Below are 22,149 nucleotides of genomic sequence, written 5' to 3'. Positions count from 1 at the left end.
AAGCGAAAAAAATTCACTATATCCGCCTTTTCACCATTTTGCGCGTATTTAAGGTAACTTTTTTCACTGCAGGCCTAGCACCCGCGATTGGAGTAGCGGTCGTGAATAGTGCAGCGCTTGTGAATAGTGTAAGGTGTGAATAGTGTAGCGCTTGCGATCGGTTAAGCGCCCGAGTCGAGAGGGACGACGTAACCATGGGAAATGTGGGCTATTTAGGTTATGCGGATGGGTGGCTGTTTGTTGTAGATCAACAGAATATTGACTAAGGAGTGAGTCAGGTGAGCAAGCTGTGGGGCGGACGTTTTACGAAGCAGACGAACCGGTTGGTGGAGCAGTATACGGCCTCGATCGGATTTGATAAAGCCTTGGCCGAGGAGGATGTGCAGGGGAGTCTGGCACATGTGACCATGCTGGGCAAATGCGGGATTTTACCGGAAGAAGATGTGGAGAAGATCAAGGAAGGACTGCATGCGGTGCTCGGCAAAATCCGCCGGGGAGAGCTGGAGTATTCGGTTTCCGATGAAGACATTCACATGAATGTCGAGAAGAACCTGATTGATGAGGTAGGCTCGGTTGGCGGCAAGCTGCATACCGGACGCAGCCGCAACGACCAGGTGGCTACGGATATGCACCTGTACCTGCGCAAGCGGGTGGTGGAATTCGTCGGCCTGCTCCATGATTTGCAGGAATCCTTGATCGGACAAGCCAAAGACAATCTGGAGACCATCGTACCCGGATATACTCATTTGCAACGGGCCCAGCCGATTCTGTTCGCCCATCATCTGATGGCTTATGTCTCGATGTTCCAGCGGGATATCGAACGTCTGCAGGACAGCTATAAGCGGATCAATGTGCTGCCGCTCGGAGCAGGGGCGCTGGCAGGCACGACCTTCCCGATCGACCGCCATTTTGTGGCGGAGCAGCTGCATTTTGACGCCGTATATGAAAATAGTCTCGATGCCGTCAGCGACCGCGACTTCATCCTGGAGTTCCTGGCGGACGCTTCGATCCTGATGATGCACCTCTCCCGTCTGAGCGAGGAACTCGTTCTGTGGAGCAGCACGGAATTCCGGTTCGTGGAGCTGGATGATGCCTTCTGCACAGGCAGCAGCATTATGCCGCAGAAGAAGAATCCGGACGTACCGGAGCTGGTGCGCGGGAAGACGGGGCGCGTATACGGCAACCTGATGGGGCTGTTGACCGTGCTGAAGTCGCTGCCGCTGGCGTACAACAAGGATATGCAAGAGGACAAGGAAGGCATGTTCGATACGGTGGAGACGCTGCGCGGCGCGCTGCAACTGTTTGCTCCTATGATTGCCACCATGAAGGTGAACAGCGGACAGATGCGCGAGGCGGTCAACAAGGACTTCTCCAATGCGACCGACATCGCCGACTTCCTTGCCGGCAAAGGCCTTCCGTTCCGCCAGGCTCATGAGGTCATCGGGAAGACGGTGCTGTACTGCATTCAGCAGAACAAGTTCCTGCTGGATCTCACGCTGGAGGAATTCAAGCAATTCTCGCCGCTCTTTGACGAGAGCATCTATGAGGTGCTGCAGCCGGAGACCGTGGTGAATGCCCGCAATGTGTACGGCGGCACAGCCACAGCGCAAGTAAGCGCCGCGATTGGACGGGCGGAGGAGCGCCTTGCCGCAACCGCCCAATGGGCGCAGGAATATGCCGAGAAGAGCAAGTAAAAAGAGAAGAACAAGTAGCGCAAGTAGAACAAGAATCCCCGGTCCCTCTTTCACGAAGGGAACCGGGGATTTTTGCATGGGGCGTCCAAAAAATCTATGTTGATTAATTCTTTAATTGCTTAGTTGTAGAAACTGCAATTAAAGCTCTAACCAAGGGCTGCAAATGTAGATCTAGTTGTATGAAAGGCATTTACATTGATATGTTGATGTCATTCTCCACTAAATGAAGGGTAATAGTTGCAGGAAATACAGTTAATCTCCCAATCGGCTCACACTTTATCGTAATAGTTGCATTTTGAGCAATTAAAGCTCGGAAATCCGGCCTTTTTTGCCGGCGATAAAGCCCAGAAGAATCGTGATCACGGACAGGGCTGTAATCGTAGCAAGCGGAATACTCCAGCCGCCGCTCTGGTCGTGAATGAATCCAAACAGGGTCGGACCGACAGCGGCCAGCAAGTAGCCCAGAGACTGAGCCATGGCTGATAATTGAGAGGCCTGCTTGGCTGAGTGAGTACGAAGGCTGAAGAAGAGAATAACCAGGCTGAAGGTTGCACCGCAGCCAAGTCCGATCAGAGAAATGAACAAGATCGACCATGCTTCGGAAGCCAGCCAGATTCCGCCGAACCCGAACAGGAAAAAGGCGCCGGACAAAGCGGTAAGGAAGCTTTGGCTTTCTGCTCGCGTTGCGATGAAAGGCATGAAAAACGACCCAACCATGCTCAGGATTTGCATCAGGGAGAGCATCCATCCCGCACTATCCATGCTCATTCCTTTTTCATGCAGGATTTCCGGAAGCCAGGATACGCCTACATAGAACATAATCGACTGAAATCCCATAAATAAAGTGATCGTCCATGCCTTCGGTGAGCGCCATATTGCAGGACTAGGCGATGGAGTGAGCCCGGAGCCGTCCGTTTGAGCGGAGATGCTCGCAGTGGGCACGCCTCCAGCGGCTGCAGGCTGTTTCATACCCTTTGTTTGCAAGTCTTGCATAGGCACCCGGCGTGTGAGCGGGATCCAGACAAGCACGGTCGCAACGGCGAACAGCCCCCAGAAGGCCAACGAACCGCGCCATCCCAGTCCGCTTCGGGAGAGGGGGAGACTGATGCCCGAAGCGATTGCTGACCAGAGATTCATGGATGAGGTATACAAAGCAGTCATCAAGCCGATGCGCAGCGGAAAGCTTTGCTTGATCATGGCAGGAATCAGTACATTAGCCACAGCGATCCCCACGCCAATTAAGGCGGTTCCTGCGAACAGGAGCTGAATAGATGGCAGCGAGCGGACGATAAGGCCGGCCCCTAGCAGGACTGTGGAATAGAGCAGCGTTCTTTCAATGCCATAGCGGCTGGACAGGCCCGGCGCCACTAGTGCAAATACGGCGAAGGCAACGAGCGGCAGCGTCGTCAACAGGCCAGCCAGAGTATGGGATAAAGCCGTGTCGGCTTGAATTTCTGTAATCAGCGTCCCCACACCTGTTAATGGAGAACGAAGTACAGCGGCGGTTAATAGCACGGCTACTATCGTCAGTACACCGGCGTTTCTTTGTGATGATGGATCATGAGATGACATTTGGCATGAATTCCTCTCTATATTCCGCAGAGACACTTGGCGGGAGCCGGTCATGTTCTTGTCACGAGCTTGTCAGGATTATCCTATTCAGTCGTACTCTGTCGGAGAAATGCGATGAGACTACCTTATCATATGAAAAGTTGACGTATCAATACAGGATTTAACGAAATAACTGCTGATGTGCGCTCCAAATATATTAAAATAGCAATTCTGGAAAACTACTGGTACTCAACTGGTAACATATTTGTTACAATATAAATCGGACTGGTGAAAGGAATCGTTTGCGGCAGAAAAGACTCGGCACTCGAGGAAAGCGCTCGTTTGCGGCAGAAAAGCCCCGCCTATCGAAGAAATAACTCGTCTTGAAAAGGAATTGACGCGAACATGTCGAATGTTAAAGCAGACAGCCAAGTGTAAGGAATCAAGGTTTAGGACGTGATCTAGTGATAGAAATGCAGGATATCTGGAAGACTTACCCGAACGGGACGCATGCCCTGAAGGGAGTCTCTGTCAAAATCGACCGCAATGAATTCGTATATCTTGTCGGTCCCTCGGGAGCTGGGAAGTCGACCTTTATGAAGCTGATTTACCGTGAAGAGGTGCCCACCAAAGGCCAAATTTCTGTTAACGGATTTAATATAGGGAAGCTGAAGGCCCGAAAAATTCCGTATGTCCGCCGAAATATCGGCGTGGTTTTTCAGGATTTCCGATTATTGCCCAAGCTTAGCGCCTTTGAAAATGTCGCCTTTGCCCTTGAGGTGATCGAGGCGCCGAAAAAGGTCATCAAGAAGCGGACGATGGAGGTGCTGGAGCTCGTTGGGCTGAAAAACAAGGCGAACCGGGACCCGTCTCAGCTGTCCGGAGGAGAGCAGCAACGTGTTGCGATTGCCAGAGCGATCGTTAACAACCCTTCCGTCATTGTGGCGGATGAGCCTACAGGGAACCTTGACCCCGAGACATCCTGGGGAATTATGCAACTGCTGGATGAGATCAATTTCCGGGGGACGACCATTGTGATGGCGACGCATAACCGGGATATTGTGAATACGATGCGCAAACGCGTTATCGCCATTGAGCATGGCAACATCGTGCGAGACCAGCAGAGAGGGGAATACGGATATGAGTTTTAGCACCTTTTTCAGACACATCCGTGAAGGTGCGAAGAGCGTAATCCGTAACGGTTGGATGTCCCTGGCCTCTATTACGTCAATTGTAGTGTCCTTATTCATGCTGGGTGTATTCATTCTCCTGGTGCTGAACGTTAACTCCTTCGCGGATGAGGCGGACAGTCAGGTTCAGATCAAGGCTTTCCTGGCTGGGAATGTGGATGAAGCATTGCTTCAGAAGGTGAACAGCGACATTGCAGCGATGGCGGAAGTCAGCAAGGTGACACTGATTCCCAAGTCACAGGGTCTGAAGGATTTCAGGGAAAAGCTCGGGGAAGAAGGCAAGGATTTGCTGGAAGGGTACGACGAGACAACCAATCCGATTCCCGATACGTTTCAAGTAGAAGTGATTGAACCGACTACCGTGCCCTATGTGGCAGGTAAAATTGAAGCCCTGAATGAGAAATATGCGGACGAGCTGCCGATTTATAAGGTTCGTTACGGACAGGGAACGACAGAGAAGCTGTTCAAGATCACCAATATGGTGCGCAATATCGGATTTGCTTTTGTTGCAGGACTTACGCTGATGGCGATGTTCCTGATTTCCAATACGATTCGTGTCACGATTCTTGCCCGCCGCCGCGAAATTGGCATTATGAAGCTGGTTGGCGCAACGAATATGTTCATAAGGTGGCCGTTCTTCGTGGAAGGCGCACTTATCGGGATTGCTGGCTCCGTCGTCACGGTAGCGCTATTGTTTGTTGGCTATGGTCAGTTGGTTACGACGATGCAATCTGATATTACGCTGGCCTTCACGCTGGTTCCATTGCAGGAAGTGGATCTGAAGCTGGCCGGACTGTTGATTGGATTAGGGATTTTGATCGGAATATGGGGAAGCACCATGTCGATTCGAAAGTTCCTGAAGGTATAGCCTCTGGCTGCCGGGCAGGTCAGATTCAGGTCAGATTATAGAAGATGAACAAAAGGACGGGGAAACGAACTTGAGAAAATGGATTACTGTTGTTGCCGTTGTCGCTTTAGTCGCTGCTGTCATCCAGCCTACAGAGGGCTTGGCCAAGTCGAAGACGATCAGTGAGATCGATAAGGAGCTTAAGCAGCTCCAGCAACAGGCCAAGGAAGCCGAGAAGCAGCAGGAAGCTGCTGCTGAGAAAAAGCAAAATGCCGAGCATTATGTGAATAAAAACCAGGAATACTTGAAGCAGGTTTTGGCACAAATGGACGCGGTCAGCAATGAGCTTGCCCAAATTTCTGTAGATATTGAAAATACCGAGCATAGCCTGAGAGATACTGCGGTTCAACTGGAGGAGACCAAGGCGCGGATTGCGGAGCGCTCCGAACTGCTGGATTCCCGTGTGAGACTGATGTATACCGATGGAACCGTCTCCTATCTGGATGTACTGCTGTCGTCGACCAGCTTCTCGGATTTCCTGGAGCGTGCGGATTCGCTGCAGGCGATCGCTAACCAGGATCATATTTTGCTGGACGAACACAAGCATGACAAGGAGCTGCTGGATGAGCAGCAGGTGCAACTGGAAGCAGACTATGCGAAGGTCAAGGCGCTCTATGCGGATGCGGAGAACCGGAAGAGCATTTTGGAAGAGAAGGAACAGGAAAAGCAGGAACTGATTGCGAAGTATCATGCAGAGATTGAGGAATCCGACGATATCAGTGAGGAGCAGGAAGCGCTGCTCATTGAGCTCGCCACCAAGCGCGCTGCATTGGAGAAGGAAAAGAACAAGCTGAAGGCAGCTCAAGTCTATACCTATAAAAAGTCCTCCTCCGGCTTTAAAGGAAATGGCGGTTCCATGGGTCTTCCTGTAGATGGAGCACGCCTGTCTTCCGGCTATGGAACAAGAATTCATCCGATCACGGGTGTGAAAAAGAAACATACCGGAGTTGACTTTGCCGCACCGCAGGGAACGGACATTCACGCGGCGGCTGGCGGTGTCGTTATCGTTGCCGAATGGTGGAGCGGCTACGGCAATACAGTCATCATCGATCATGGCGATAATGTATGGACTCTATACGGCCACATCCGCAACGGGGGGATCAAGGTCGAGAAGGGGCAGCAGGTCAAGAAGGGCGAGAAGATCGCCGAGGTCGGAAGCACCGGCAACTCAACAGGACCGCATTGCCACTTTGAGGTTCGGATTAACGGGACGCCAGTAGACCCGATGCCGTATTTGTAATAAAATAGATTAGTCGATGGAAACGGATAAACGTCTTGCAGAGACGGCTTGTCCGTTTTTTGCTCGTGATTGCTTTTTTAGGGTCGGGCATATAAGTGCGTGTTCAAAAAGTCAGCTTTTCAGCACCGAGAAGGTTGCGAGAACCTGAAGAAGGAGGAACGGAGTGTAGGCAAAACCTACAAGAGTACCGGACTTCGAGGGTGAGCGCAAGATTCGATGTCGAATCAACCACTTGAAATACTTCGTGATCAAAAGATGTTTTTTTGAACAACCTCTTATAATGTGGGAAAACTGGACATATACTTAGGAGACTAACATAGGCGGTGAAATAATGTATAAGAAACGAACAGTAGCCATAGTTGTAGTAGGTGCGATGATCGTCAGCAGCCTGCTTACATTAACCCTTACCGGGCAATGGAGCTTTGCCGGGACAAGCACGCTTCAGAGCGGCTTATTTGCCGACAGCCCCGGGACAAGCACCAATAAAGACGATATTAAAAAAATTGAAACGGCGCTCAAGCTTGTCGAAAATAATTATGTCGAAGGTGTCGACAGGCAGAAGCTGGTTGACGGAGCTATCGACGGAATGATGAGTGCAGTTGGAGACCCGTTCTCCTCCTATATGGGGCCGGAGACGGCTCAGCAGTTTTCGGAACAGATCGAAGGCTCCTTCAGCGGAATTGGCGCAGAAGTGTCGATGGAGAACGGCAATGTTGTTGTCGTCTCGCCGATCAAGGGTTCTCCAGCAGAGAAGGCCGGGATTCAGCCGAAGGATATCTTGTTATCGGTGAACGGAGAGTCGTTTGAAGGGCTCAGCCTGAATGAGGCCGTTGCCAAGATTCGGGGTCCGAAGGGAACCGAAGCAAAGATCAAGGTCAAGCGGGCGGGAGCATCCGCGACGATGGAGTATTCCATTATCCGGGACGATATCGCATTAGAGACCGTCTATGCCGAGATGAAATCAGATGGAGTAGGCGTGATTGAAATTACGGAGTTCTCCATGAATACGGCGGAGCGCTTCAAGACAGAGCTGGACGCCCTGGAAAAGCAAGGGATGAAGGGTCTTGTGATCGATGTCCGGAATAACCCGGGCGGTGTGCTGCAGATCGTGGAGGAGATGACGGAGCTGTTCGTACCTAAGGGCAAGGTCATTGTCCAGGTAGAGGATAAGAACAAGCAACGTCAGAAGACATTTTCCTCGGGTGCAGGCAAAGCCTATCCGATCGCCGTCGTGACGAATAAAGGGAGCGCCAGTGCTTCCGAAATTCTTGCAGGGGCCCTTAAGGAATCGGCTGGTGCAACGCTGGTTGGAGACGCCACTTATGGTAAGGGAACCGTGCAGACGAGCTTCACGAAGGAATTTGGCGACGGCAGCCTGCTCAAGGTGACGATTGCCAAATGGCTGACGCCAAGCGGCGAGTGGATCCATAAGAAGGGGATCGAACCGAATGTCGCGGTATCGCAGCCGGATTATTTCACGGTAGCTCCGATCAATAAGGAGAATACGTATAAGTATGATATGCTCGGTGAGGATATCAAGAGCGCTCAGGTGATGTTGAAGGGACTCGGCTATGAGCCGGGCCGCAGCGACGGTTACTTTAATCGGGCGACCGAAGCAGCGGTGAAGAAATTCCAGGGCGATCAGAAGCTGGAGGCCACGGGGATTATTGATGAAAAGACAGCCGCAGCTCTGGAGCGCCAGTTGATCGAGCACATCCGTGATCCGAAGAACGATCTTCAAATGAACCGGGCAATCGAGGTTATCCGGAAGGAGATCGGTGCAGCGGTGTCGAAGAAATAAGAAGGCCAAAGAGCCTTCTTTTTTTCTGTCTATGACTCAATTCAAGTTGAACTTGTGTTAGAATTTAACATGCCCGGAGCCCCGGAGATCGGAGTGTGAATTCTTTTGGATCTGTTACTGGAAGCATTGTGGAAGGTGCTGAATACGGGCTTGCAGCTCTTGCTGCAGCCGTTTTACTATATCTCAATCCTTGTTATTATGTTGATTTACCGCAGACAGGTATTGCTTGAGCGCCGATTGTTCCATGCAAGACTGCACAATTGGGTGAGTCAAACCTGGAGGACCGTGCTGGGAGGATTGGCGGCAGGCGCCTGTATTTCTTTGATTTCAGCCTTTGTGGGAATGACGCTCACACTGGAGGGCGTGCTGTGTCTCTGGATCGTCACGATTCTGCTGCTGCTGATTCGTGTCCGCTATTTTTGCCTGGCTTATTCCGTGGGCTTATTGGGAATCGTGCAGTTTGTCCTGAATTTGTTCCCGGGCTACGCCGGCGAAGGCTGGATTGGAACGGCAATCCGGGTGGTGCGCGAGTTGAATATCCCGGCGCTGCTCGTACTGGTAGGGCTGCTGCATCTGGCTGAAGGGCTGCTGGTACGGAGTCAGGCTGCTTCTTTTGCAGGCCCTCTCTTTTTTGAGGGCAAGCGGGGCAAGCTTGTCGGCGGATACCAGATGCAGAGCTTGTGGCCGGTGCCGCTGCTGCTGCTTATCCCGGCTCAGACAAGCGGCGGTATCCTTCCCTGGACGCCGCTGTTCGGCGGAGAAGCCTGGCAAGGCGGCTTTGCGCTCATCGCGCTGCCGGCGATCATCGGCTTCTCCGAGGTGACGACCGGCCTGCTGCCGCAGCAGAAAGCCCGGATCACTTCCGGGCGCCTGCTCGCCTACGGTACGGTCGTCATCGCCTTTGCGCTGGCGTCGCACTGGTGGACGCCAGTCCTGCTTGTGGCAGCACTGACCGCGATTCTGCTGCATGAAGGGCTGATCGTGCTCAGCCGCTTCGAGGAGCAGCAGAGGAGCCCCTTGTTCGTGCACCCGCAGGGCGGGCTCAAGGTGCTGGCGGTGCTGCCTGGCAGTCCGGCGGCCGAGCTCGGCATTGCCGCCGGCGAGACGGTTATGCGTGTGAACGGCGTGCCCGTTCCCACGAAGGAAGAGCTGCATGCGGCACTGCGCATGCAGCCTGCATTCTGCAAGCTGGAGGTACGCAATCTCTCAGGCGAGAGTAAGTTCCTCCAGCGCGCCATATACGCCGGCGATCATCATCAGCTCGGCGTGATCCTGGCGCCGGACGAGCAGGCGCCGGTAGCTGTGAAGCTGCAGCCGCTGTCGCTGCTGCAGCTGCTTTCCCCGCGCCGCGGTGCGCAGGGCGTGCGCCACGGCGGTGCAACCGCCTCTGCCGCTGCCGGGTCGTCCCCGGCGGAGGCGAGCGACGCAGCGCGTTGACCCGCGCTGCGGCATTAGCGCAGCCCCTGAGATCTCCATATGGATCTCAGGGGCTGCTTCTTTGCTGGCTCTTTTACTGGCTCACTCTGCGTTCATTCGCCAGCACATATGACGGCATAACTGCTAAAAGCGCTGATTTCCTACTCACTGACTTCATTTCGCCGATAAAATTACACCTTGTACTCTCATATACTCTCACGACGATTTTAGTGCCAAAAGGCATTAAAATTCCTGGCTTGGGAGCTCATGCGACGAATTTAGTGACAAAAAGCATTAAAATTGCTTGTGTGGGAGTTCATGCGACGAATTTAGTGACAAAAGGCATTAAAATTCCTGGCTTGGGAGTTCATGCGACGAATTTAATGCCAAAAGGCATTAAAATTACCGGCCGGGAGTTTATGCGAGGAATCTAGACCCAAACGCAACTAAAATTGCTCCACAAGTGCCTCTAACAGCTAAAGCCAGCTCTCTAAAACCCGCTTCCTCCCACCAAGCTCCTCATTACCAGTTCCCCACCACCCACTCCCCACTACCAGCTCCCCACTACCAGCTTCCCATCTAGCTCTCTATCCAGCTCCCTGTCCGGTTCCCTGTCCGGTTCCCTGTCCGGTTCCCAGTCCGGTTCCCCATCCGCTTCCTTTCAGTCTCTATCCAGCCAATCCCTCTACTTACATCCCCGACAACGGCAGGCTCTGGGTTTTAACCAGCGCCTGGGTGCGGGTGGATACGCCCAGCTTCTCGTACAAGCGGGACAAGTACACGCGGATGGTGCCTTCGGTCAATCCAAGCGCTGCGGCCATTTGCTTGTTGGTCGCTCCGAGCCGGAGCTGCTCCAGGAGGAGAAGCTCTTTGCTGCTCAAGGGTTCGAGAAGGTCGAGCACGGGGAGGTTCCTCTGAAGTGCAGGGATGTCCGGTGTGCCAGGAAAGGCATGAATCAGCTTCTCCACATAATCAAGGAGAGGGCTCAATTGCTCTAGTCCCTGATCGGAGCCAGAAGCAGAAGCGCGCACATTGTACCGATCAGAAAGGTAAGCCTTCAGCAGCAACTGCATATCGGCTCCTTCGTCCACAAAGGTTCTGCGGTAGTCGTTGTCTTTACCCAGAACGAGCGCTTCCTCGATCAGGCTGAAGGCAAGCAAGCGCTGGCCCCGCTGAGCTTCCAGCAATGCCTGGAGACAGGTAATCTCTACCCGGCTGGCGATCTGCTGTTCCCGCTCCGCTTGCAGCTTGAGCAGCTCGAGCATCGGCAGAGCCTCAGCTTCCTTGTGCTGCCTCCCAAGCAGCCGAACCAACGCGAGAAACTCGGTCTCCCGGCTGTATACCGGCTTGCTTCCGGAACCGATATGCAATGGGGCCAGTTCCTTTTTCGCCTCGCCCAATCGACCGTCCCGTAAGTACAGATTGCTCCGTACGGCTCGTACATAGCAACCCCAGCGTCCCCCGTCAGGAATGCAGGCCGCGGCGGCCTCAGCCGCTTCGTCCAGGGTATGATAAGCCAAGGCGGACTTGCCTTCGGCAGCATGCAGCCGCGCTTCCGTGAGAAGAACCGGAATAAGCAGACCTGGCGTCTCCCGCAGCCTGTCCGAGTTGCGCAGCTGCATCAACAGCTCGCGGCAATCGACCAGGCGGTTCCACTCGTAATAGCCTTCGGCGAGGCACTGCTTTACATACAGGTGGAGCAGGGAGTTTTTCCAGCCGTGGCCTTCCAATACCTCGATGAACAATTTTCCGACTTTTTCAGTGTCCTCGGACAGCTTTCCTTTCATGCCCAGCGAGGTGCGCCGGACATAAGGCTCTTGGCGGTTATAGTCGAATTGGTAATAGACCGGGTTGTCCGGAGCGAGATGATCTCGTACCTTTTCGCTCGAGGCCAGCCACCCTGCAAAGTCCCCATTTAAAAAGACCAAATTCGAACGGACGAACAATAAGCTGCTTCGAAGCTGGTCCTGCCGGCTGGAAGGGCTCAGTCTGTCTATTTCCTCCTCCAGCTGCTCCAATACCCGTCCGGAGCGCTCCAGATCACCGGCCAGCACAAGCAGGAAGGCGTGAAGCAGGGACAGTTCAAGTGTCAAGGAGCAGGCCTCGGGAATTCTGCGAAACCAATTCAACAGTGTAGATAGATCCCCTTGTCTGAGCGCTGCAGGCAGGTGTCGCTCCAGGGCCTGGATGGCGAGCATAATCTCACCGGCTTCAAACAAGTGGTCAATAGCATCCTCCATAGCACCGATTTCAGAAAAATGCAGCCCGGCTGCCCGGTGCATTGCAGCATACGCTTTCTCATCCCTGCGTCGAAGCTGGCCTTGCAGAAACTGTGCGAATAGGTGGTGATAACGGAACCAGGTCCGCGTTCCATCAAGCGGGATCAGGAACAGATTCAATCGCTGAAGCTCATCCAGCTGCTGCCCGCCGTCGGTCCGTCCGGTCAACGCATTGCAGGCCAGCGCGTCCATTCTAGACAGCACGGAGGTCCGAAGAAGGAAATCATGCAAATCGGAAGAAAGCAGATGTAAAACCTCTTGGAACAAATAATCGGAAATAAATGACTCTCCGTCGGAGGCCAGATGCATGAGACTGTCGTTGCCAAAGGGACGCGATAAGGAGAGAAGCTGCAGTCCGGTAATCCATCCCTCCGTCTTCCGCTGAAGCTCATCCAGCTGGGCGGACGTCCATTCTGTCTGCGGCTCCCCGTTAACCATGCGAAACAGGCTCTCGGTCTCGCTCGCTGTGAATTGGAGCTGGCCCATGCCGACCACCATGGCTTCTCCATTTGCCAGCCGCTTTATACCGGGGATCATGAGCTCCGAGCGGGAGGACAGAAGCACGTGCATCGAATCAGGCATATAGTCGAACAGATAAGACAATCCCTCAAGAATAGAGGGGGTGGTGATTTCGTGAAGATCGTCGAGTAGAAGCGCAAAAGCATGCTTATGATCCGTTTCTTCGGGCAGTCCGCTAATGAGGGCGTCCAAAAAAGTATAGATGGAGACCCCGTCCTGCAACTGGCAATTGGCTTCAAGCCGAAGGCGATGCTGCTCGGGCAGGGCAGAGGCGATTGAAGCGGTAAAGTATCTCCAGAAGCGTGCAGGATCATTGTCCCGTGCATCAACCGATAGCCAGGCGCAAGGCATTCCGGCATGGTTGGCCCATTGGGCGAGCAGGGTGGACTTGCCGTAGCCCGCCGGAGCCACGACAGCGATTAAGCGTTTTCCCAGCTGGAAGCCCTTAGAGATCGAATGGAGCAGGCGCTCCCGCTGAACCAGCCGGTCCTTCGATTCGGGAACGAACAATTTAGTTTTTAACAAAGGACTAGACGTTCGGCGCATAGACTTACCTCGCTCATTTTGATTTCTATCCAAGTAAATCTGATTAATTACATTGCTGACAGTGTCGAAAAAGGTAGATTCATCAAATAAAGTAGACTATAGAATAGATTATACGAAGAATTTTAAGGAAAGTTAACGAATGTCAATTCTTTCGCTTCATTTATTTTGTTAGCCTCTTTCTGATAGATCATTTTCAGGAGGATAATATGAGACAGCGTATTGGAAAAATCGTACTGTGCATAGGCTTGCTTATCGTACACTTGCAATGGATGGGCAACTCGCCTAGGGTGTTTGCGGCCTCGGCAATGCTTCCCAAGCTCGTAGTCGGCTACTATCATACATTAGCTCTGACCAGCGGAGGTCAAGTATATAGCTGGGGAGCGAATGACAAAGGACAATTGGGCAACGGGATGAGTGGTAATCGAAGTACTCCTGTCTTGGTCAGAGATCTGGATCAGATTATCGAGATCGATTCCGGCGTACGCAGCTCCATGGCGCTTCGGGCCGACGGAACGGTCTGGACGTGGGGGATGAACGAGAACGGGCAGCTCGGGATCGGGTCCTTGGTCAATACGAACGTTCCGATAAAGGTCACAGCCTTGGAAGGTATTCGAATTACGGCTATATCGGGCGGGGTGGGATACCATAGCATGGCCCTTGCCGAGGACGGCAAGGTGTGGACGTGGGGTACGAATACCAGCGGCGAGCTGGGGGACGGAACAAAGCTCCAGAGAAGTGAGCCTGTCCAGGTTAACGGGTTAGACGGGGTTACGGCGATTGCCGCCGGCGGCTATTCCAGTTTTGCTCTGAAGGAGGACGGAACCGTCTGGGCTTGGGGGAACAACGAGAATGGAGAGCTCGGCGATGGAACGTTCACAAACAAGCTCCTGCCGGTGCAGGTTGCGGGTCTTAGCGATGTTATCAGGATTGCCGCGGGCGGTTCGCACTCCCTGGCAGTCAAGCGGGATGGCACGGTATGGGCCTGGGGCTCCAACAGTCAGGGCCAATTAGGGGATGGAACGATATCTAACCGAAACCTGCCGGTGAGGGTTTTGAATTTGGAAAATATTGTGAATATTGTCGGAGGTGGCTACCATAGCCTTGCTTTGGATGCGGACGGTGCCGTATGGAGTTGGGGCTTGGGGAACAACGGCCAGCTCGGACGTTCGGGCACCTCCAGTGATAGAGTTCCTGCCCGGATTCAGGATTTGACGCCTGTGATCGACATCTCAGCCGGCGGCTTTCACAGCGTGGCGCTGACGGAGGATATGCGCGTCTGGGGCTGGGGATACAACGGTTATGGTCAGCTTGGTAACGGAAGCTGGAGTACAAGCATGGTTCCCGTGTTAAGCAAGGCTATTCTGGATACTACAGCCCCGGTGCCGGGAGGCCTGATCGAGGCTGTCGAGGTCACAACGGATTCCATAGAGCTGCAATGGGCTGCTGCTTCCGACAATCTTGATGATCCGGACGAACTGGAGTACAGGCTGTATTTATCGGGCAGGGATAACTTAAGCACGGTTGAGCAAATAGAACAAAACGGGATGGCTCTGGGATCCTATGAAAAAAATCAGACGAGTGCGGCGATGCAGCTGTTTGTCCCGGACCAAACCTACTATTTCAGTGTCATTGTCAGGGACAGTGCAGGGAACAAGAGCGCTTATCCGATGCTGAGCGTGAAGACAAGACCGCTGGCTCCGCTGCACGATCCGACCCTGCGGCAACTATCCGTACAGTCGGCGCAAGAGAGCGATTTGGCATTGAATCCCGGCTTCGGCCGCTACCAATACACTTACAACCTTAGACTTGCTGAAGCTACGGATCGGCTTTCAGTCACGGCGGACGTCTACGACACAGCAGCCAGTGTGACGGCAAGCGTCTACGGGGAGACCGGACAGCTCCTGCAGGGGCCGGTGCCGCTGGTGTTTGGAGACCCCAGCGAAGAGTTGACTGTGGGAGAAGGAGCGGCCTATCTGTTGGTTGCCGTGAAGACGCCGGATGGACAGGAACAGGAGTATCGGATCGTCTTGACTCGGGACAGCGTGCCTGGGGGCAACCCGGGAGAAGGGCCGGGTGAACCAGGTGAAGGACCGGGCAACCCGGGAGAAGGGCCGGGCAATCCGGGAGAAGGTCCGGGTGGACCAGGTGAAGGGCCAGGCAATCCGGGAGAAGGTCCGGATAACCCTGGCGAAGGCGGTACGGGCGGAGGCAGCGAGCCCGGGAGATCAGGACAGTCGTCCGGGGTCAATGGATCACAGCCGCCTTCGAAGCAGCTTGATCTCCAGGTGCTTTTAAACCACCAGCCTCAGGACAGCATCGTTCATGCCGTACTTCGTAACGATGGAGCTAAGCAAGTTGTATCGCTCAGGCTCGATTCCGCAAAATTAAAAGCCGCAATGGAAATGCCCGGGAGTGATTCGAGCCTGTTCCTCATTCTTGGGCAGCAGGCTGAGCTTATTGAATTGAGTATGGACGCTCAAGCCGTGGAATTGTTTGCTGAAAGGGAAGGCTCCCTGGAGCTGCGTTCGTCCCTTGGCGGCTTCCGTCTCGCAGCAGGGGAGCTAGCCGAAGCTTTTGAGCGCTATGGGGCTGAGGCGGATAAAGAATCTGCCGGTCAGGCCATAGTTACCTTTACATTGGGCGGCAGCGCGAGCAAAATGCAGGAGCAGCTTGCCCGGGCGGAGGCAGCGCAGCATTTTGTAACGCTGCTATCTCCCGTTCAATTTAAAGCGGCCATACAGGTCGGAGAACACATTCATCCGATAGAGAAGTGGGGACGGTATGTGCAGCGCAGCCTGCCTGTTCCTCCGGAGCAAGCTGATAATGTAACGACCGGCGTCTTTATTGGGGAGGATGGGACCGTCATCTCGGTGCCGACTCGGCACGAGACTCTGGAAGACGGCACTCGCCATGCGGTGCTGAAGAGCATGCATAATGGCTCGTTTGCCCTGATATCGAAGCCGGCAGCATTTGCGGATGCGGTCTCCCATTGGTCCGGCGAAGCGGTGAATGATTTGGCCTCGAGGCTGATTATCACGGGAACAGCGGAGGGGCAGTTTTCTCCGGAGGCGCCTATGGAGCGGGCAGCGTTTGCAGCTTTGATGGCAAGAGCGCTAGGTCTGTACGATTCGTCTGTTCCGGCCGCGGTCTTCAAGGATGTCAGCGTCACGGATTGGTTCCATGATCCGCTTGCACTGGCGGTAGAGCATGGATTAATCCAGGGAGATGCAGTTGGAGACTTCCGCCCCCGTCAAGCAATCAGCCGTCAGGAGGCGATTGTTATTATTGCTCGGTCTATAGCGGAAGAAGAATTCCAGAGCACGGCACAAACAAGCTCGTCAACGGCTTCGGGCTTGCTGTTCAAGGATCTGGACAGCTTGCCGGACTGGGCACGGACTTCAGCCGAAGAGCTTGTCAGTCTTGGCATTCTGGAAGGCTCGCCGGATGGCATGATGATGCCGAAGCAAGTATTAACCAGAGGGGAAGCTGCCGCACTTATCCAGCGCATGCTGAAGAAGAGCGGGATGATTGACTAAGCAATCAAATAAGAAAAATAATGGGCCCCGCTTGTCGTTGTAGACAGGCGGGGCCTATTGCAGTGTGCCACGCATGGCGACCAACTATGTGGTGAGAGTCCATTGTGGGGGGAAATACCGCCCGAAGGGTAAAACATTCAGGAAGGATATCAAATTTTTTAATTGAATTAACATAATTCAAGTTATATAATTTGAAAAAACGGCAATAATTTAAAACAAGGAGGGTGGAATTAGATGGGATATGAAAAATTATCGAAGATTTTTTATAAAGTGGGCGAGATCGACTATACGCAGGAAATTAATCATCGAAAAAATAGTTATGGCAGCTATTTGACCCCATTCACCATAAAAGGGTTTCGAAAAGGTCAAACCACTAAAGAAACCTATTCATTGTTTTATGTAAATATCCATGAATTAATGACCTTAAATAATAGAGTACTAATGAATAGTTCCAAAATATCCGCTTTAATCAGCAGACTCCCCAAGTTTGTCGTTGAGCCCTATTTTCGAAAATTGATTATTAATGAAGCGCAAAGCAATAATGAAATTGAAGGAATTCGCAGTACTAAAAGGGAGCTGCAAGAAGTATTGAACGGATTAATGAAGTCTGAAAGTAAACATAAACGGTTTATAGGATTAATGAAAACCTATTTATTCATTGATCAAATAAAGCCCTTCACTAATGTTGAAGATTTTAGAAAGCTTTATGATGATTTGGTATCTAATGAAATTTCCCCTGAAGATGAACCTGATGGTAAATTTTTTAGAAAGGGCTACGTAGAAGTAAATGATGGCAGCCATACCACTCACATAGGCGTTATCTCTGAAAATAAAATTATTGAAATGTTAAATACATTAATAAAGTTTCTGAATGATGAGCAACATCCGGAATTATACCGCTTTATGGCTGCCCACTATTATTATGAGTATATACACCCATTTTATGATGGGAATGGAAGAACAGGGCGTTTACTCGTGTGCAGTTACTTATCGAGATACTTAGATAGATATTCTGCAATCACTTTTTCTTATGCTATTAATAAGAACAGATCAAAGTATTATAAAGCGCTGGAAGAAATTCCTTCGCCCTTGAATAAAGGGGAATTAACATTTTATTTGATGGATATGCTGGCTTTACTTTCATCAGGTCAAGAGGGGATCATTGAGGATTTAGACTTGAATCTATCCAAATTTCAACGCATAAATGATTTTTTTGAGACAAATAAATGGGATGGGCGCCGTGAAGAAAGCAGTTTATTGCGTATTATGACAAGCTTTAATGTATTTGTAAATGAAGCCGATTTTCCTGTGAACATGTTGATGGAAATATCCAAACAGTCAAGATATAAAGTAAATCAGATGATGAGTAACTTGGAGGAAGAGGGATATGTGATCCTGATTAGCCAAAGGCCTAAAAGTTATAGGATTTCAGATGAATTTTTGGAAAGCATACTGATTGTGTAAGAAGGAAGAGATAAACGAAGGAAAAAAATTGGGGCCCTTAGGTGTAAAAGTTGCTTGTCTGATGGGGGATTACAAAAAGCACCGTTCACGCCTTAGTGAAAAAAGGCGAACGGTGCTTTTTTGTCTATTGCTGCAGCTGCCGCAATACGGTAATTTCTACGCGGCGGTTCTTTTGCCTCCCGACTGAAGTAGCGTTGTCGGCGGCGGGCCGGGTATCGGCATAACCGGCATACTGAAAGACTTCCGGGTCAAGCTGCTCTTTCTCCAGGAAGAAACGAAGCACGGACAGTGCCCGGGCGCCGGACAGCTCCCAGTTATCCTCAAAGGAGGAGGCCCGGCCGATAGGCTGGTTATCGGTGTGTCCCTCGATGCTGATGACGGTATCGAGCTCTTTAAACAGGCTGGCGAGCTGCGCAAGAGTCACCTCGGATCCGGATTTCAGATCGGCTCTGCCAGTGTCGAACAGAAATCGGTCGCTTAATGTGATCGAAATTCCTTTCGGAAGATCGGTTACCTTGATCTGATCGTCCAGTTGATTATCTTTAATATAGGATTCAATCCGTCCCATTAATGTCGCTAATTCCTGTTCCTGCTCGCGAAACGCCAGCTCCCGCTCGGTCAACGGCTGCTGAGTGGAGGGGGGAGAGGTATTGCCGCTGCCCTCGCCGCCTGTACTTTCCGGTCCCTGTCCATTCTCGGCGCCTTGTCTGTCCGGCGGATGATTGTAATCGTATTGATCCTCACTGCCCAGAACACCGGTGCCTTTATCCAGCAGAGAATTACCGTTCTTGAAGGTATGTTGAAGAGATTGGGTAACCACTTCATATTTCTCGACATCAATCCGGCTCATCGCATACATGACCACGAAAAAGATCAACAGCAGCGTGATCAAGTCGGCATAGGTAATCATCCAGCGGTCTTTGGTATCTTTCGGTCCTGCAGAACGACGGCGTCCTGTACCTGACCGGATATCTCTGTCTCTGCCGCGCATCACAGCTCTGACTCCTCGGATGAGGCCGACAGCTGCGGCTTCCGCTCCCGATCTGTCAAAAAGGACTCCAGCTTGCGGCGGACCAGCATCGGGTGATCTCCGTTTTGCAGCGAAATCATACCTTCCAGCATCAGTTCCATCCGTGATGTCTCATCCTCGCCGCGGGCGCGAATCTTCGATGCAATCGGCAGGAAAATCAGGTTTGCACTGGCGACGCCGTATAAGGTAGCCGTAAAAGCAAGCGCGATGGAGGGCCCGAGCGAAGTCGGCTCCGTCAGACTGCCCAGGACGTGGATTAATCCCATAACCGTACCGATGATGCCCATAGTAGGGGCATAGCCGCCGGCAGAATCGAAAATTTTGGCATAGCTCTCATATTTAAGATGAACCGCCTCAATCTCCAGATCGAGCACCTGCCGCACGATGGCCGGCTCCGTACCATCCACGACAAGCTGAATGCCCTCGCGCAGAAAAGGATCGGCATGCTCCTCCGATTTTTTTTCCAACGCAAGAACGCCCTGCCGCCGGGAAATCACGGACATCCCTTCCAAATCTGAAATAAGCTCCTCCATATCCTGCGATCCCTTGGTGAAGGCTAACGAAAGAGCCTTGGGAATCGTCTTCAGCTTCGCTAAGGGGAAACTGATCATGACTGCGGCAAAGGTGCCGCCGAACACGATTAAGGCAGCGGCCCACTGCATCAACCCGCCGAGCTCTCCGCCCTCCCAGATAAAGCCGCCGATCAGCGCGGCCAAGCCGATAATAATACCAATAATTGTGGATATATCCATTCGTTCACACACAGCTCCATTCGTTGACTTTGGTTGCATCCCGGATGCAAAGAAGGTATAATCAATGGGAACACTTATTCTTATTTTTATTTTACAAAGATAGACAGCTTGTCTAGTATTCCGTTGAAACTAATGAAATAGGGTTAATATAGATAGAGAAACCATAACATAGAAATTCACTTTTCCATTTTAGACGATAAGGGTGATGTTGGACAATGAGTGAAATTGTCTTCAGTAATAATAAATTCGAGCTAATCTCCGATTTTTCGCCACAGGGCGACCAGCCGCGGGCTGTAGACCAATTAGTGGAAGGGGTAAAAATGGGAAAAAAGCACCAGACCCTTCTGGGAGCTACAGGCACCGGCAAGACGTTCACGATTGCTCATACCATAGCGAAGCTTGGAAGACCTACACTGGTCATTGCCCATAACAAGACGCTGGCCGCACAGCTTGCCAGTGAGTTCAAGGAATTCTTCCCCAATAACTCCGTTGATTACTTTGTCAGCTACTATGACTACTACCAGCCGGAAGCCTATATTCCATCCTCAGATACTTACATTGAAAAAGACTCCAGCATCAACGAAGAGATTGATAAACTGAGACACTCTGCGACCAGCTCGCTGTTCGAACGGCGCGACGTGATCATTGTTGCGAGTGTATCCTGTATTTACGGTCTCGGTTCTCCGATGGAGTACCGGAACTTGGTGCTGTCGCTGCGTGTCGGAATGGAAAAGCCGCGCAACGAGATCCTGGCTCGGCTGGTGGATATCCAGTATCAGCGGAATGACATCAATTTTGTGCGCGGCACGTTCCGCGTGCGCGGCGATGTGCTGGAAATCTTCCCGGCCTCCCGGGGAGAACAGGCGGTGAGAGTGGAATTTTTCGGCGACGAAATTGAACGGATTACCGAGATCGATGTCCTGACTGGCGAGCTGGTTGGCGAACGTGAGCATATTGCCATTTTCCCGGCGTCTCACTTTGTAACGCAGGAGGAGACGATGCGGATCGCAATCGGTAACATCGAACGGGAGCTAGAGGAGCGTCTGGCCTTGTTCCGCGAGCAGGGCAAGCTGCTGGAGGCGCAGCGGCTGGAGCAGCGCACCCGTTATGATATCGAAATGATGAAGGAGGTCGGCTTCTGCTCCGGCATCGAGAACTATTCGGGCCCCCTGACCTTCCGGGAAGCGGGGGCAACCCCTTACACGCTGATGGATTACTTTCCGGATGATATGCTGATCGTGATTGACGAATCCCATGTGACGCTGCCGCAGATTCGTGCGATGTATAACGGTGACCGGGCGCGGAAGACCGTGCTTGTGGACCATGGATTCCGCTTGCCGTCGGCGCTGGACAACCGGCCGCTGCAATTTGAGGAATTCGAAGCCAAGGCCAATCAATTGATTTACGTGTCTGCAACACCGGGTCCGTATGAACTGGAGCATTGCAATACGATGGTTGAGCAGATCATTCGTCCGACCGGATTGCTGGATCCGATTATCGAGGTTCGTCCGACCAAGGGGCAGATCGATGATCTGATCGGCGAGATCCGCGAGCGGATCGATCGCGATGAACGGGTGCTTGTTACCACCTTGACAAAGAAGATGTCCGAGGACCTGACCGATTATTTTAAAGAGGTCGGTATTAAGGTAAGGTACCTTCACTCCGATATCAAGACCTTGGAGCGGATGAGTATTTTGCGGGACCTGCGGCTCGGAACGTTCCATGTGCTGATCGGCATTAACCTGCTTCGGGAAGGCCTTGATTTGCCGGAGGTTTCGCTCGTTGCGATTCTGGATGCCGACAAGGAGGGCTTCCTTCGTTCGGAGCGGTCGCTGATTCAGACGATCGGCCGGGCTGCGCGGAACTCCGAGGGACGGGTGCTGATGTATGGGGATCAGATTACCGATTCCATGGATCGGGCCATCAAGGAGACAGAGCGGCGCCGCTCGATCCAGATCGCTTATAATGAGAAGCATGGCATCACTCCGCAGACCATTCGCAAGAAGGTTCGGGATGTGATCGAGGCTACCAAGGTGGCTGAGAGCAAGAGTGATTATCTGGCTGATGCGGCTAAGAGCAAGATGTCCAAGCGTGACCGCGAAGCGATGATCGGACGTCTTGAATCCGAGATGAAGGAAGCCGCCAAGAACCTGCAATTTGAACGGGCCGCTGAACTGCGCGATGCAATTATGGAATTGCGTGCAGCGGATTAAATAGATAGCGG

The 22,149-nt window shown here is 52.3% G+C and carries 14 protein-coding genes; 10 read left to right on the top strand and 4 right to left on the bottom strand.

Annotated elements, in window-relative coordinates:
• The first annotated feature begins 278 nt into the window (after nt 1-278).
• Nucleotides 279-1,694 carry an argininosuccinate lyase gene (argH, locus tag KI362_RS08810; protein ID WP_301626524.1) on the top strand — a complete coding sequence of 472 codons (1,416 nt, stop codon included), beginning with the start codon at nt 279-281 and terminating at the stop codon, nt 1,692-1,694.
• Nucleotides 1,695-1,997: 303 nt separating this feature from the next.
• On the opposite strand, the gene KI362_RS08805 is transcribed toward argH, so the two are convergent.
• Complete coding sequence (locus KI362_RS08805) at nt 1,998-3,266, bottom strand: CynX/NimT family MFS transporter (RefSeq protein ID WP_301626523.1); 1,269 nt, start codon at nt 3,264-3,266, stop codon at nt 1,998-2,000.
• A 443-nt stretch (nt 3,267-3,709) separates the two neighbouring features.
• On the opposite strand from KI362_RS08805, the gene ftsE reads away from it, so the two are divergent.
• The 6 genes from ftsE to KI362_RS08775 all read left to right on the top strand — a co-directional run bounded on the left by ftsE (nt 3,710) and on the right by KI362_RS08775 (nt 10,233).
• Nucleotides 3,710-4,396 (top strand): cell division ATP-binding protein FtsE, encoded by a 687-nt coding sequence (gene ftsE / locus KI362_RS08800; protein ID WP_044480984.1) that lies wholly within the window; start codon nt 3,710-3,712, stop codon nt 4,394-4,396.
• Entirely contained in the window at nt 4,386-5,303 is a 918-nt protein-coding gene (ftsX, locus tag KI362_RS08795; protein ID WP_301626519.1) for a permease-like cell division protein FtsX, read from the top strand. Before ftsE ends, ftsX begins: the two co-directional genes overlap by 11 nt.
• Before the next feature lie 70 nt (nt 5,304-5,373).
• On the top strand, nt 5,374-6,582 hold the full coding sequence (locus tag KI362_RS08790) for a murein hydrolase activator EnvC family protein (RefSeq protein WP_301626517.1): 1,209 nt from the start codon (nt 5,374-5,376) through the stop codon (nt 6,580-6,582).
• Between the two features lie 331 nt (nt 6,583-6,913).
• Entirely contained in the window at nt 6,914-8,383 is a 1,470-nt protein-coding gene (locus KI362_RS08785; protein ID WP_301626515.1) for a S41 family peptidase, read from the top strand.
• Nucleotides 8,384-8,488: 105 nt separating this feature from the next.
• Entirely contained in the window at nt 8,489-9,820 is a 1,332-nt protein-coding gene (locus KI362_RS08780; protein ID WP_301626513.1) for a PDZ domain-containing protein, read from the top strand.
• Entirely contained in the window at nt 9,817-10,233 is a 417-nt protein-coding gene (locus KI362_RS08775) for a hypothetical protein (protein WP_301626511.1), read from the top strand. Before KI362_RS08780 ends, KI362_RS08775 begins: the two co-directional genes overlap by 4 nt.
• A 255-nt stretch (nt 10,234-10,488) precedes the next feature.
• On the opposite strand, the gene KI362_RS08770 is transcribed toward KI362_RS08775, so the two are convergent.
• On the bottom strand, nt 10,489-13,122 hold the full coding sequence (locus KI362_RS08770) for a LuxR C-terminal-related transcriptional regulator (RefSeq protein WP_301626509.1): 2,634 nt from the start codon (nt 13,120-13,122) through the stop codon (nt 10,489-10,491).
• A gap of 227 nt (nt 13,123-13,349) precedes the next feature.
• Between KI362_RS08770 and KI362_RS08765 the strand changes: the two genes are divergently transcribed.
• The gene (locus tag KI362_RS08765; RefSeq protein ID WP_301626507.1) at nt 13,350-16,679 is read left to right on the top strand and encodes an RCC1 domain-containing protein; all 3,330 of its coding nucleotides are present in this window, start codon (nt 13,350-13,352) and stop codon (nt 16,677-16,679) included.
• Nucleotides 16,680-16,913: 234 nt separating this feature from the next.
• Nucleotides 16,914-18,143: a Fic family protein gene (locus KI362_RS08760; protein ID WP_301626505.1), complete on the top strand. Its 1,230-nt coding sequence runs from the start codon at nt 16,914-16,916 to the stop codon at nt 18,141-18,143.
• Nucleotides 18,144-18,267: 124 nt separating this feature from the next.
• Here KI362_RS08760 and KI362_RS08755 read toward each other — a convergent pair whose 3' ends face one another.
• Nucleotides 18,268-19,134, bottom strand: coding sequence for an OmpA/MotB family protein (locus KI362_RS08755; protein ID WP_301626815.1), 867 nt, complete (start codon nt 19,132-19,134; stop codon nt 18,268-18,270).
• On the bottom strand, nt 19,134-19,925 hold the full coding sequence (locus KI362_RS08750) for a flagellar motor protein (RefSeq protein WP_301626503.1): 792 nt from the start codon (nt 19,923-19,925) through the stop codon (nt 19,134-19,136). The genes KI362_RS08755 and KI362_RS08750 overlap by 1 nt, the downstream gene beginning before the upstream one ends.
• 215 nt (nt 19,926-20,140) lie before the next feature.
• Between KI362_RS08750 and uvrB the strand changes: the two genes are divergently transcribed.
• Entirely contained in the window at nt 20,141-22,138 is a 1,998-nt protein-coding gene (uvrB, locus tag KI362_RS08745; RefSeq protein WP_301626502.1) for an excinuclease ABC subunit UvrB, read from the top strand.
• Nucleotides 22,139-22,149: the final 11 nt, after the last annotated feature.

Origin of the sequence: Paenibacillus apis, from assembly GCF_018333295.1 — a bacterium.
GTDB lineage: Bacteria > Bacillota > Bacilli > Paenibacillales > Paenibacillaceae > Fontibacillus > Fontibacillus antibioticophila.
The sequence above is the reverse complement of the archived record's forward strand: the minus strand, read 5'-3'. Positions and strand labels throughout refer to the sequence as shown.

Coding starts and splice junctions, on each gene's coding strand:
- KI362_RS08765 (WP_301626507.1), top strand. CDS start 13,350: ATGAGACAGCGTATTGGAAAAATCGTACTGTGCATAGGCTTGCTTATC.
- KI362_RS08805 (WP_301626523.1), bottom strand. CDS start 3,266: ATGTCATCTCATGATCCATCATCACAAAGAAACGCCGGTGTACTGACG.
- ftsX (WP_301626519.1), top strand. CDS start 4,386: ATGAGTTTTAGCACCTTTTTCAGACACATCCGTGAAGGTGCGAAGAGC.
- KI362_RS08750 (WP_301626503.1), bottom strand. CDS start 19,925: ATGGATATATCCACAATTATTGGTATTATTATCGGCTTGGCCGCGCTG.
- uvrB (WP_301626502.1), top strand. CDS start 20,141: ATGAGTGAAATTGTCTTCAGTAATAATAAATTCGAGCTAATCTCCGAT.
- KI362_RS08755 (WP_301626815.1), bottom strand. CDS start 19,134: ATGCGCGGCAGAGACAGAGATATCCGGTCAGGTACAGGACGCCGTCGT.
- KI362_RS08760 (WP_301626505.1), top strand. CDS start 16,914: ATGGGATATGAAAAATTATCGAAGATTTTTTATAAAGTGGGCGAGATC.
- KI362_RS08785 (WP_301626515.1), top strand. CDS start 6,914: ATGTATAAGAAACGAACAGTAGCCATAGTTGTAGTAGGTGCGATGATC.